14 protein-coding genes and 3 tRNA genes are annotated in these 11,089 nt (G+C 69.9%); 6 read left to right on the top strand and 11 right to left on the bottom strand.

Features of this window, described 5'->3' with window-relative positions; translation table 11 throughout:
* Positions 1-88 precede the first annotated feature (88 nt).
* From QMK30_RS27375 to QMK30_RS27345, 7 genes are all read right to left on the bottom strand, one after another.
* Positions 89-1,522 carry a DHA2 family efflux MFS transporter permease subunit gene (locus tag QMK30_RS27375; protein ID WP_283521007.1) on the bottom strand — a complete coding sequence of 478 codons (1,434 nt, stop codon included), beginning with the start codon at positions 1,520-1,522 and terminating at the stop codon, positions 89-91.
* A 124-nt stretch (positions 1,523-1,646) separates the two neighbouring features.
* Complete coding sequence (locus QMK30_RS27370; protein ID WP_283521006.1) at positions 1,647-2,207, bottom strand: TetR/AcrR family transcriptional regulator; 561 nt, start codon at positions 2,205-2,207, stop codon at positions 1,647-1,649.
* Between the two features lie 160 nt (positions 2,208-2,367).
* A complete protein-coding gene (locus QMK30_RS27365) occupies positions 2,368-2,796 on the bottom strand; it encodes a MaoC family dehydratase (protein WP_283521005.1) in 429 nt (142 codons plus the stop codon).
* Positions 2,796-3,251, bottom strand: a complete 456-nt coding sequence (locus QMK30_RS27360) for an FAS1-like dehydratase domain-containing protein (RefSeq protein ID WP_283521004.1) — start codon at positions 3,249-3,251, stop codon at positions 2,796-2,798. The genes QMK30_RS27365 and QMK30_RS27360 overlap by 1 nt, the downstream gene beginning before the upstream one ends.
* Positions 3,252-3,365: 114 nt before the next feature.
* The gene (rpmG, locus tag QMK30_RS27355; RefSeq protein ID WP_006347275.1) at positions 3,366-3,530 is read right to left on the bottom strand and encodes a 50S ribosomal protein L33; all 165 of its coding nucleotides are present in this window, start codon (positions 3,528-3,530) and stop codon (positions 3,366-3,368) included.
* Positions 3,531-3,618: 88 nt separating this feature from the next.
* Positions 3,619-3,691: transfer RNA gene (locus tag QMK30_RS27350), tRNA-Met, on the bottom strand.
* Between the two features lie 46 nt (positions 3,692-3,737).
* Positions 3,738-3,810: transfer RNA gene (locus QMK30_RS27345), tRNA-Thr, on the bottom strand.
* A gap of 218 nt (positions 3,811-4,028) precedes the next feature.
* Here QMK30_RS27345 and QMK30_RS27340 point away from each other — a divergent pair.
* The 3 genes from QMK30_RS27340 (at position 4,029) to QMK30_RS27330 (ending at position 6,698) form a co-directional block, all read left to right on the top strand.
* On the top strand, positions 4,029-5,345 hold the full coding sequence (locus QMK30_RS27340) for an amidohydrolase family protein (protein WP_283521003.1): 1,317 nt from the start codon (positions 4,029-4,031) through the stop codon (positions 5,343-5,345).
* A 34-nt stretch (positions 5,346-5,379) separates the two neighbouring features.
* The gene (locus QMK30_RS27335) at positions 5,380-6,036 is read left to right on the top strand and encodes an SDR family oxidoreductase (RefSeq protein ID WP_283521002.1); all 657 of its coding nucleotides are present in this window, start codon (positions 5,380-5,382) and stop codon (positions 6,034-6,036) included.
* 131 nt (positions 6,037-6,167) lie between these two features.
* Positions 6,168-6,698, top strand: a complete 531-nt coding sequence (locus tag QMK30_RS27330) for a GyrI-like domain-containing protein (RefSeq protein WP_283521001.1) — start codon at positions 6,168-6,170, stop codon at positions 6,696-6,698.
* A gap of 99 nt (positions 6,699-6,797) precedes the next feature.
* On the opposite strand, the gene QMK30_RS27325 is transcribed toward QMK30_RS27330, so the two are convergent.
* A tRNA-Tyr gene (locus QMK30_RS27325) sits at positions 6,798-6,879 on the bottom strand.
* A 325-nt stretch (positions 6,880-7,204) separates the two neighbouring features.
* Here QMK30_RS27325 and QMK30_RS27320 point away from each other — a divergent pair.
* From QMK30_RS27320 to QMK30_RS27310, 3 genes are all read left to right on the top strand, one after another.
* A complete protein-coding gene (locus QMK30_RS27320) occupies positions 7,205-7,693 on the top strand; it encodes a YajQ family cyclic di-GMP-binding protein (protein WP_283521000.1) in 489 nt (162 codons plus the stop codon).
* Positions 7,694-7,874: 181 nt separating this feature from the next.
* Entirely contained in the window at positions 7,875-8,384 is a 510-nt protein-coding gene (locus QMK30_RS27315; protein ID WP_283520999.1) for a methylated-DNA--[protein]-cysteine S-methyltransferase, read from the top strand.
* Positions 8,381-9,043, top strand: coding sequence for an alpha-ketoglutarate-dependent dioxygenase AlkB family protein (locus QMK30_RS27310; protein WP_283520998.1), 663 nt, complete (start codon positions 8,381-8,383; stop codon positions 9,041-9,043). The genes QMK30_RS27315 and QMK30_RS27310 overlap by 4 nt, the downstream gene beginning before the upstream one ends.
* A 38-nt stretch (positions 9,044-9,081) precedes the next feature.
* Here the strand turns inward: QMK30_RS27310 and QMK30_RS27305 are convergent, their stop codons facing one another.
* From QMK30_RS27305 to htpX, 3 genes are all read right to left on the bottom strand, one after another.
* A complete protein-coding gene (locus tag QMK30_RS27305; protein ID WP_283520997.1) occupies positions 9,082-9,351 on the bottom strand; it encodes a GlsB/YeaQ/YmgE family stress response membrane protein in 270 nt (89 codons plus the stop codon).
* 143 nt (positions 9,352-9,494) lie between these two features.
* Entirely contained in the window at positions 9,495-9,887 is a 393-nt protein-coding gene (locus QMK30_RS27300) for a YccF domain-containing protein (RefSeq protein WP_283520996.1), read from the bottom strand.
* A gap of 2 nt (positions 9,888-9,889) precedes the next feature.
* A complete protein-coding gene (gene htpX / locus QMK30_RS27295; protein WP_283520995.1) occupies positions 9,890-10,747 on the bottom strand; it encodes a zinc metalloprotease HtpX in 858 nt (285 codons plus the stop codon).
* Between the last annotated feature and the right edge of the window lie 342 nt (positions 10,748-11,089).

Here is an 11,089-nt window from a genome sequence, read left to right as displayed (position 1 = left end):
AATTTCATGCACAGGTACAAGGACAAGGGTACGGTCCGTGGCCCCGCCGCTGGGGCGGGGCCACGGACCGTACGCACGCACCACCGGCTCAGACGGCGACCGGCACACGCTCGTCGGCCACGGCTTCGACCGGGGGGACCTGCGCCTCGCCGCGGCCCGGGATCAGCAGGGCGACCAGCGCGGCGACGGCCACCGCGGCCGCGCCGATCCACAGGGCCGGAACGGTGCCGTCGGTGAAGGCCTGGCCGGACTCGTAGCCGCCGCGGGCGGCGAACACCGCGCCCAGGACCGCGATGCCGAGCGCCCCGCCGACCTCGCGCAGCGCGTTGTTCGCGCCGGAGGCGATGCCCTGCTCGGCGGGGCGGACGCTGGACATGACCACGCTGGCGGCCGGGGCGAAGTACAGGGCCATGCCGATGCCACTGACGATCAGGCCGGGGAGCTGGGCGGCGTACGAGACACCCGGTTCCAGCACGAGGGCGAAGAGCCCGAGGCCGACGGCCTGGAGGGCGAGGCCCGCGACGACCACCGGCCGCCCGCCTGTCCGGTCGGAGAGATAGCCGGCGATGGGCGCGACGATCAGCGGCATGGCGGTCCACGGGAGCATCCGCAGACCGGCCTCGGTGGGCGAGTAGCCGGCCACGCCCTGGAGGAACTGGGCGAGCAGGAAGATCGAGCCGAACATCCCGAGGAACATCAGCAGGCTCGCGATATTGATCCCGAAGAAAGCGCGGCTGCGGAAGAGCCGCATGGGCAGCATGGGGTTCTTGTGGGTGAAGCCGTGGTGGACGAAGCCGACGAGGAGCGCGGTGCCGGCGATCAGCCCGGCGAGGACCGGGGTGCTGGTCCAGCCGTCGGCCTGCCCGTTGACCAGGGCGTAGACGATCCCGAAGAGGCCGCCGCTGACGAGGAGCGTGCCGGGTACGTCGATCCGGGCGTTCGGCGCGTACGACTCGTCGAGGCGCAGCCGGGCCAGCGGGAGCAGGGCGAGGCCGATCGGAACGTTCAGCCAGAAAATCCACTGCCAGGAGATGTGCTCGGTGAGGCTGCCGCCGACGAGCGGCCCGCTGGCGACGGCCAGGCCGGTGACGGCGCTGAAGATGCCGAGGGCGGCGCCGCGTCGGGCGACGGGCACGGCCGCGGTGAGCAGAGTGAGGGTCAGGGGCATCATCACCGCGGCGCCGACTCCCTGGACCGCGCGGGCGGCGATGAGTGCGTCGATGCCGGGCGCGAGGGCGGCAGCGGCGGAGGCGCCGGTGAAGATCGCCAGTCCGGCCATGAAGAGCTTGCGGCGGCCGAAGCGGTCGCCGAGGGCCGCGCCGAACATCAGCAGGACGGCGAAGGTGAGGGTGTAGGCGCTGACGGTCCATTCGAGGTCTTCCAGCGCGCCGCCGAGGTCCTTGCGGATGGACGGCAGAGCGGTGGTGACGACGAGGTTGTCGAGGGCCGCCATGAACCCGGCGACGCTCGTGATAACGAGGGCCCAGACGGCACTTCCGCGCCGGGCTGCTTGCTGCTGCATTGCTCCCCCAGAGGGTTAGTTATTGATTACTAACTTTCACGGGCACAGGAACCCGGCCCCCGCGCCGGCGACTCACCGGCGTACGCGGGTCGCTCTCTCTTGGGCCGCACGGCCGCGACGCGGGTCACTTCTTCTTGGACTGCGCGGCGATGTAGAAGCCGGACCACATCCGGTGGTCGCTGGGAAAGCCCAGTGAGACCAGGACGTTGATGAGCATTCCGTAGGCCAGGAAGGTCGTGGTCTCGTTCACGTCCGCACCGAGGCCCAGATGGACGGCGTCCCAGAGCTCCAGCCAGCCGGCTCGCACCTGCTGCCCGAATTCGTGGTCTCCGGCGGACTCCGCCGCGGCCACCGCGACGTACATCTGCATCTGCATCATCAGCTTCTCCGGGTCGCCCGCGATGAGCTGCTGATACGCGGCCGCCATCGCATGCAGGGCCTCCTCGCCCTCCAGCCCCTCGGCGGCCTCCTCGAAGACGCGCCGAGTGTCGGCCAGGCAGCGGGACGAGGCGGCGAGGAAGATGGCCTGCTTGTTCGTGAACAGACGGAAGAGGTACGGCTGCGAGACGCCCACCCGGCGGGCGATCGCCTCGGTGGAGGTGCCGTTGTACCCGCTGCGGGCGAACTCGGCGATCGCCGCGCGGATGACGCTCTCGCGCCGCTCGTCTGCGCTCATCCTGACCATGTGAGTAAGTTAGTGTCCAATCACTAACTCTGTCAAGGAACAGTAAGGGGCACCCTGCAATAGAGGGTGCCCCCTACTCAACAATGTCACTCTCTGTCAGGAATCTCCGTCAGGGCTTCCTCGCAGGACTCCCTGCCCGGACTCCTGTCAGCACTCCCGATCAAGCAAGACGGACGACGGCGCGGGACATGCCCAGCACCTTCTGCCCCGCACTCTTCGCCGTGAGGTCTATCCGCACCTGGTTGTCGTCCAGCTTGCCGGCGACCTTCGCGGTGACCTCGATCAGCGCGCCCCGGTCGTCATTGGGTACGACGACGGGCCTGGTGAACCGCACGCCGTACTCGACGACCGCCGCCGGGTCGCCCGCCCAGTCGGTGACCACCCGGATCGCCGCGGCCATGGTGAACATGCCGTGCGCGATGACGTCGGGCAGCCCGACCTCCTTGGCGAACTTCTCGTTCCAGTGGATCGGGTTGAAGTCGCCGGAGGCGCCCGCGTACTGCACGAGCATGGCGCGCGTCGCGGGGAAGGACCGCGCGGGCAGCTCGGTGCCGACCTCGACGTCCGTGTAGGAGATCTTCGCCGTCATCACGCCTCCTCGGCGGCGGCACGCGCCACCAACTTCGTCCACGCCGTCACCACGTGCTCGCCGGCCTCGTCGTGGACCTCGCCGCGGACATCGATGATGTCGTTGCCCGCCATCGACTTGATCGCCTCGATGGTTGAGGTGACCGACAACCGGTCCCCCGCGCGCACCGGGCGCTTGTATACGAACTTCTGGTCGCCGTGCACCACACGGCTGTAGTCCAGGCCCAGCTGGGGGTCCTGGACCACATCCCCCGCGGCCTTGAAGGTGATCATGAAGACAAAGGTCGGCGGAGCGATCACATCACTGTGGCCGAGCGCCTTGGCGGCTTCCTGATCCAGGTACGCCGGATTGGTGTCGCCCACCGCCTCGGCGAACTCACGGATCTTCTCCCGGCCGACCTCGTACGGCGCGGTGGGCGGATAGGCCCGCCCCACAAAGGACTGGTCGAGCGCCATGAACTCGTACCTCCTGATGAATCGTCGGGACTGACAGTCAGGGCAAACAACCGTCGGGACAAACGACACGAGGCCGCCCCCGAAGTGGGGACGGCCTCGCATACGAGCCTGTATTTAGCGCGTTTCGCGGTGCGCAGTGTGCGCCTTGCAGCGCGGGCAGTGCTTCTTCATCTCAAGTCGGTCCGGGTTGTTACGCCGGTTCTTCTTGGTGATGTAGTTCCGCTCCTTGCACTCCACGCAGGCCAGCGTGATCTTCGGGCGGACGTCGGTGGCAGCCACGTGAGTGCTCCTTGGACGGACGGTGGACGGATGAACGCATAAAAGAGTAGCCGATCGAAGGACCGACCCCACAATCGGCTACCGTGTGTAGCGGTGACCGGACTTGAACCGGTGACACAGCGATTATGAGCCGCTTGCTCTACCGACTGAGCTACACCGCTTTGATGGGCGGATCACCCGCCCGAAGACGGGATCACCGATCACCAGAGCCCCAATACGGAATCGAACCGTAGACCTTCTCCTTACCATGGAGACGCTCTACCGACTGAGCTATTGGGGCGAGCGATGAAGACATTACACGGTCGCCCACCGATCGCCCAAATCCATTTCGCGGCCCTCGCCGCAAGGGTCTCGTACGCCACTCGCGCCCCCACCGGTACGACTTTTCGGCTCCTCCCAGAAGGCGGGTTGACGGCCCCCTAGGCTCGACTCACGCTGCGTGATCTTGATCTTGCCCGCCATCTTGATCTTGCCCGCCCGAGCCCCACCAGGAGCCCGATGTCCGACAGCCAGCAACAGCCTCCCCGCCCCTCCGGCAACTCGGGAAGTTCGGGGAATTCGGAGAACGCAGGCACCTCGGGAACCCCGGGAAGCGGCGGTGGTGTCCCCGGCGCCGACACCACCTCGCTCCTGCTGTGCGGCGCCCGACTCACCGACGGCCGCACCGTGGACGTCAGGCTCGGCGCCGGGCGCATCGAGGCGGTCGGCACCGTGGGCAGCCTGCCCACGTCGGGCGCCCGGGTCGACCTCACGGGCTACCTGCTGCTGCCCGCCCCCGCCGAGCCGCACGCCCACAGCGACACCGCCCTGTCCGCCGCCGACGACGGCGGACCGGTCTCGTACGCGGCCGAGGACGTCCAGCGCCGCACCACCGAGGCCGCGCTGCTCCAGCTGGGCCACGGCGCGACCGCACTGCGCTCGCACGTGCGGATCGGCGATGTGCAGGGGCTCGGGCCGATGGAGGCGGTGCTCCAGTCCCGGCGCTCACTGCGTGGCCTGGTCGACCTGACGGCGGTCGCCGTGCCCCGGCTGTTGACCGGGATCGCCGGGGCCGACGGGCTCGCGATCCTGCGAGACGCGGTGAAGATGGGCGCCGGTGTGGTGGGCGGCTGCCCGGACCTCGACCCCGACCCGGCGGGCTACGCGGAGGCCGTCCTGGAGATCGCCGCCGAGCACGGCTGCCCGGTGGATCTGCATACGGAGGGTGACGATCCGGCGCGGTTGGCCCGGCTCGCCGCGATGGCCGCCGGGCTGCGGCCCGGCGTCGTGATCGGCCCCTGCGCCGGTCTGTCCCGCCTCCCGTCGGCCGCCGCGTCGCGCGCCGCCGACCAGCTGGTGGCGGCCGGGGTGACCGTGGTCTGCCTGCCACAGGGCGACTGCGCGGGCCTGGAGCGGCGGGGCGCCGGATCGGCCCCCGTACGGCTGCTGCGGGCGGCCGGGGTGCGGGTCGCGGCGGGCAGCGGGGCGCTGCGGGACGTGGCCAACCCGGTGGGGCGCGGCGACCCCCTGGAGGCCGCCTATCTGCTGGCCTCGCAGGGCGGGATGCGGGCGCCGGACGCGTACGGGGCGGTGAGCTCGGCGGCGCGTGAGGCGATGGGGCTGCCCGAGGTGCGGGTGGAGGCGGGCTTTCCCGCCGAGCTGGTCGCGGTGCGCGGGGAGCGGCTCACGGGTGTGCTGTCCCTGGCGTACAGCCGCGTCGTCATCCATCGCGGGCGGGTGGTGGCCCGCACCAGCGCGATGCGCGAATACTGCGACTCGGCGGTCGCCGTCGCGCTCGATCTGCCCCGGCAGGGGCGAATCGAGCCAGGACCCTGAGCGCGGACGCGCCCGTGCGCGTACCGTCTGAATCATGCGCATTGTCATCGCAGGTGGACACGGTCAGATCGCACTGCGGCTGGAGCGCCTGCTCGCCGCACGCGGACATGGGGTCGCGGGCATCGTCCGCGACGCCGGGCAGAGCGACGATCTGCGGGAGGTGGGCGCCGAAGCGGTCGTACTCGACCTGGAATCGGCCTCCGTCGAGCAGGTCGCGGAGGCGCTGAGCGGCGCCGACGCCGTCGTCTTCGCGGCGGGCGCGGGCCCCGGCAGCAGCACCGAGCGCAAGGAGACGGTGGACCGCGACGCGGCCGTGCTCTTCGCGGACGCGGCGGAGCGGGCGGGCGTGCGCCGGTACGTCATCGTGTCGTCGATGGGCGCGGACGCGGAGCACCCGGGCGACGAGATTTTCGACGCGTACCTGCGGGCCAAGGGCGCGGCCGACGACGCCGTACGCTCCCGGGCGGGCCTGGACTGGACGGTCCTGCGGCCGGGCGCGCTGACCAACGACGCGGGCACCGGGCTGGTGATGCTCGGGGCTTCGACGGGGCGTGGGCCCGTACCGCGCGACGATGTGGCAGCGGCCCTCGCGGAGCTCCTGGAGACGCCGTCGACGGCGGGCCTGACCCTGGAACTCATCAGCGGCGCCGTGCCGGTCACGGTCGCGGTGAAGGACGTCGCCGGCAACTGACCACCACCGCGCCGGACGGACGTCACGGGCACGTGAACGTCCCCAGTGGGTGAACGTCCCGTGCCGGCCGATGAGTTCCGGGCCGTGCTGCCGTCCTATGTGGACAACTCCCCCGCGTCATGAGGAATCACATGCCGACCGAGCAGGCCGCAGCGACCGACCACTCCGAGCCGACCGTCGTCGAGTGGGGCGAGCAGCCCTACGCGGCGATCAGGGGGCAGCTCACCATGGAGACCTTCGGCCTGATCGCCGACCGGATGCCGGAGCTTTTCGCCTGGGTGGCCGCGCACGGAACCGAACCGGTCGGCGGGCCGTTCTTCCGGTACAACGTCCTGGGTGCGGACGGGCAGTTGGAGCTCGAGGCCAGCGTGCCCGTCTCGGCCGCCCCGGAGCCGGAGGGTGACGTCCTGGTGGGCCTGCTGCCGGCCGGACGGTATGTGACGGTTACTCACATCGGACATCCGGACCAGCTGATCGAGGCCACCGAGCGGCTGCTGACCTGGGCGGCGGAGCGTGGCCTGGAGTGGGACCTGGTCCGGACCGCGGACGGGGACGAGCGGTGGGCCTGCCGCCTGGCGATCTTCAAGACGGACCCGCGCGTGGAGCCCGACCCGACGAAGTGGGAGTCGGAGGTCACCCTCCGGCTCGCGGACGGCTCCTGACCCGCCGCACAGGCCCGAGGCCGCGCGCACGAAACCCGGGCCGCACGAAAAACCCCCTCGGGACTGCATTTCTGCAGTCCCGAGGGGGTTCTCCACCTGTGGCGGCGCCAGGATTCGAACCTGGGAAGGCTAAGCCGGCGGATTTACAGTCCGCTCCCATTGGCCACTCGGGCACACCGCCATGGGACGTCGCCGCTGGAGTGGACCGCCTGGGCGGTGCTCCGTGGCAACGACGTAAACGATACCTGATGCCCGGGGGTGCTACGCCACTGGATTGATCAGCGGTCCGGGTGGGTGGGGGTGGCCAGAGGGTGCCCGGCGGAATCCCGTGGAAGAAGGAGCGTGGTCCGGTGCGTGCGACCGCCGCGGTGCCGGACCACGCGACGCCACGGGGATCCGCCGGGCACCCTCTAGGCTTGCGGCAGCGGTTCGGGGGCGGCCCGGCCGCGTACGGCGCCCAGCAGAGGCATCGATACCAAGCACCCCGATTCAAGGAGCCACAGGACATGGCCGACTCCAGTTTCGACATCGTCTCGAAGGTCGAGCGGCAAGAGGTCGACAACGCCCTCAACCAGACCGTGAAGGAGATCGCTCAGCGCTACGACTTCAAGAACGTCGGAGCTTCGATCGATTGGTCCGGCGAGAAGATCCTGATGCAGGCGAACTCCGAGGATCGCGTCATCGCGATCCTCGACGTCTTCCAGAGCAAGCTGATCAAGCGCGGGATCTCGCTGAAGGCGCTGGACGCCGGTGAGCCGCAGCTGTCCGGCAAGGAGTACAAGATCTTCGCGTCCATCGAGGAGGGCATCTCCCAGGACAACGCCAAGAAGGTGGCGAAGATCATCCGCGATGAGGGGCCCAAGGGCGTCAAGGCACTGGTGCAGGGCGACGAGCTGCGGGTCAGCTCGAAGAGCAGGGACGACCTGCAGACGGTGCAGGCGCTGCTCAAGGGCAAGGACTTCGACTTCGCGCTGCAGTACGTGAACTACCGCTGACCTGGCGGTTCGCAGCACGGCGGGGGTGGGGGCGGCGAGGCCGGCACCACCCCCGCCGCGATGTCCGAATCCCGCCGGACTCGGCGGGACGGGCGTCGCACACTCGTCGTATACGGAAACGGATGCGGATGCGGATGCACTGGAGTTCCCGGGCGACGTGTGGTGAGGGAAGGAACTGACGATGACGGTCTACGCGACCATGGACAGCCCCCTGGGCGAACTGCTGCTGGTCGGCGAGGAGTCCGCGACCGCCCTCGGCGGCACCGCGCTGGCCTCGCTGTCCGTGCCGGGGCAGAAGGGCGGGGCCGTCGCCCAGGACGGCCGGCGTCACGACCCGGGAGCCTTCGACGAGATCGCGCGGCAGGTCCGGGCGTACTTCGACGGCGAGCTGACGCACTTCGACGTGGAGTACGCCTCCGGCGTCGGCACGGACTTCCAGCGGCGGGTGTGGGACGCGCTGGACGGCATTCCGTACGGGACGACCACGTCGTACGGGAAGCTCGCCGAGCGGATCGGGGTCTCGCGGGCGGGGGTGCGGGCGCTGGGTACGGCGATCGGGCGCAATCCGCTGCTCGTCGTGAGGCCGTGCCACCGCGTGATCGGGGCGGACGGCTCGCTGACCGGTTATGCGGGCGGCCTCGACCGCAAGCGGCAGCTGCTGGATCTCGAAGGCGGCGGGACAAGGGCGTGACGGGGCTGTTCCCGCGTCCCCGGGCGCTGGTGGCACCGGGGGCGGTGCATGTGCCCAATTGGCTGTCTGTGGAGGAGCAGCGGGGGCTGGTGGGGGCGTGCCGCGAATGGGCGCGGGGGCCCGTACCGATTCGGCACACCCAACTGCCGAACGGCGGGGTCATGTCGGTGCGCACGGTGTGTGTCGGGTGGCACTGGCAGCCGTACCGGTACACGCGCACGGCGGGCGATGTGAACGGTGCGCCGGTCGCGCCGTTCCCCGGCTGGCTGGCGGAGCTGGGGCGCAGGGCGCTGGCGGAGGCGTACGACGAGGGGGCTGACCCCGGTGGGGCGGAGTACGCGCCGGACACCGCGCTGGTGAACTTCTACGCCGGCGACGCGCGGATGGGCATGCACCAGGACAAGGACGAGGAGTCCGGGGCGCCGGTGGTGTCGTTGAGCATCGGCGACACCTGTGTTTTCCGCTTCGGGAACACCGAGGGACGCGGGCGGCCTTACACCGACGTGGAGTTGGCCTCGGGGGACCTCTTCGTGTTCGGTGGGCCTTCGCGCTTCGCGTACCACGGCGTGCCGAAAGTGCTGCCGGGGAGCGGGGATCCGGCGACGGGGATGGCCGGCGGGCGGCTCAACATCACGTTGCGCGAGACCGGGCTCGGGTAGGTGACGGACCTCGAGGGCGGGTGGACCGTCCGCGGCTCTCAGCGGGAGCGTGAGTCGCCGAAGAGGAGCCGGTAGACGATCAGGAGGGCGAGCGCGCCGCCGATGGCCGCGGCCCAGGTCGCCCCGTCGTAGAACTCATTGGAGATTGGGCGGTCGAGCCAGCGGGCCGAGGCCCAGCCGCCGATGAACGCGCCCGCTATGCCTATGAGGGTGGTGCCGATCAGGCCGCCCGGGTCGCGGCCCGGGAGAAGGATCTTGGCGGCGGCTCCGGCCAGCAGTCCGAGGATGATCCAGCTGATGATGCCCATGCCATGAGCCCCTTTCGTAGTGGTGCGTCTCTCGTGGCTCGTACGTGGAGACGCCCGGGGGCAGGGAGGCGGTTGCGCAGCTCAGCGAGGTGGGGTGCAGGACACAGGGGCGCGGTCGGTACCCGCGGCCCCTGTGTGCCCGGCTACCGGGAAGCGAAGGGCTGGTCCGTCGGAACGATTTCGCGGCCAAGCGGCATCAGCGAGAGCGGGATCATCTTGAAGTTGGCGATGCCGAACGGGATGCCGATGATCGTGATGCACAGCGCGATGCCCGTCACGATGTGGCCGAGCGCCAGCCACCAGCCAGCGAGGACCAGCCACAGGACGTTGCCGACGCAGGAGGGCGCGCCGGCATCGCGGCGCTCAACTGCTGTGTAGCCGAAGGGCCACAGGGCGTACCTGCCGATGCGGAAGGACGCCAGGCCGAAGGGGATCCCGATGATCGTGATGCACAGCAGGAGACCAGCCAACAGGTAGCCCAGGAACAGCCAGAAGCCGCTCAGGACCAGCCAGATGACGTTGAGGATTGTCTTCACGGTCAGTGACCTGCCATTTGTTCGAGCCGGGCGATGCGCTCCGCCATCGGCGGGTGGGTGGAAAACATCTTGGCCATGCCCTGGCCGGGGCGGAAGGGGTTCGCGATCATCATGTGGCTCGCGGCCTCGATCCGTGGCTCGGGCGGCAACGGCAGCTGCTTCGTACCGGCGTCCAGCTTGCGCAGGGCGCTCGCGAGCGCGAGTGGGTCCCCGGTGAGCTGGGCGCCCGCGGCGTCCGCCTGGTACTCGCGGGAGCGGCTGACGGCGAGCTGGATGACGGAGGCGGCCAGCGGGCCCAGGATCATGATCAGCAGCATGCCGACGATGCCGGGGCCCTCGTCGTCGTTCGACCGGCCGATGGGGATCAGCCAGGCGAAGTTGACCAGGAACATCACCACGGAGGCGAGGGCGCCCGCCACGGACGAGATCAGGATGTCGCGGTTGTAGACATGGCTGAGCTCGTGCCCGAGGACGCCGCGCAGCTCGCGCTCGTCGAGGATCCGCAGGATCCCGTCCGTGCAGCAGACGGCGGCATTGCGCGGGTTGCGCCCGGTCGCGAAGGCGTTGGGGGCCTGGGTCGGCGAGATGTACAGGCGGGGCATGGGCTGGCGCGCGGCCGTCGACAGCTCACGGACCATGCGGTACAGCTGCGGCGCCTCGAATTCGCTCACGGGGCGGGCCCGCATGGCGCGCAGGGCCAGCTTGTCGCTGTTCCAGTACGCGTAGCCGTTGGTACCGACTGCGACGACAAGCGCGACGATCAGGCCCGTACGGCCGAAGAAACTGCCGATGAGGATGATGAGCGCGGACAGTCCCCCGAGGAGTACGGCAGTCCTCAACCCGTTGTGCCGGCGGTGCACGGTACGCCCTCCAAGTGGTGCGGCGGGGAACCCCTTGCTGGGTGGGATTGCTGGCTGGGTGCTTCCACATCCGGTGGACCCTTCCTCACTGGTCAACGCCAGGCGAGGAGGGCTAGTTCCCTTGTGCGCGCACGCGCGGGCCCGACGGTCGCTTCCTGCGCGATCCGCCACAGGAACTTCCCTTGTGCACACGCGCGCGGGCCCGACAGCCCGTGCTTGGGTTCTAACGGTCCTCGCAACACCCATGATCTGTGGGAGTTGCGGGGACCGTGGGCGTTGAGCGTGGTGATCTTGCAGGGTTGAAGGCACGTTTCCTTGCGCGGCTGGATGTCGTGGGGAGCG

The sequence above is a fragment of the Streptomyces sp. H27-C3 genome (genome assembly GCF_030063415.1).
Lineage (GTDB): Bacteria > Actinomycetota > Actinomycetes > Streptomycetales > Streptomycetaceae > Streptomyces.
The sequence above is the reverse complement of the archived record's forward strand: the minus strand, read 5'-3'. Positions and strand labels throughout refer to the sequence as shown.

What these genes read in the sequence shown, in the direction of transcription:
- QMK30_RS27340 (WP_283521003.1), top strand. Translation starts at nt 4,029, where the DNA reads ATGTCCGACAGCCAGCAACAGCCTCCCCGCCCCTCCGGCAACTCGGGA.
- QMK30_RS27315 (WP_283520999.1), top strand. Translation starts at nt 7,875, where the DNA reads ATGACGGTCTACGCGACCATGGACAGCCCCCTGGGCGAACTGCTGCTG.
- QMK30_RS27330 (WP_283521001.1), top strand. Translation starts at nt 6,168, where the DNA reads ATGCCGACCGAGCAGGCCGCAGCGACCGACCACTCCGAGCCGACCGTC.
- QMK30_RS27370 (WP_283521006.1), bottom strand. Translation starts at nt 2,207, where the DNA reads ATGGTCAGGATGAGCGCAGACGAGCGGCGCGAGAGCGTCATCCGCGCG.
- QMK30_RS27305 (WP_283520997.1), bottom strand. Translation starts at nt 9,351, where the DNA reads ATGGGCATCATCAGCTGGATCATCCTCGGACTGCTGGCCGGAGCCGCC.
- QMK30_RS27335 (WP_283521002.1), top strand. Translation starts at nt 5,380, where the DNA reads ATGCGCATTGTCATCGCAGGTGGACACGGTCAGATCGCACTGCGGCTG.
- QMK30_RS27365 (WP_283521005.1), bottom strand. Translation starts at nt 2,796, where the DNA reads ATGACGGCGAAGATCTCCTACACGGACGTCGAGGTCGGCACCGAGCTG.
- QMK30_RS27375 (WP_283521007.1), bottom strand. Translation starts at nt 1,522, where the DNA reads ATGCAGCAGCAAGCAGCCCGGCGCGGAAGTGCCGTCTGGGCCCTCGTT.
- QMK30_RS27320 (WP_283521000.1), top strand. Translation starts at nt 7,205, where the DNA reads ATGGCCGACTCCAGTTTCGACATCGTCTCGAAGGTCGAGCGGCAAGAG.
- QMK30_RS27360 (WP_283521004.1), bottom strand. Translation starts at nt 3,251, where the DNA reads ATGGCGCTCGACCAGTCCTTTGTGGGGCGGGCCTATCCGCCCACCGCG.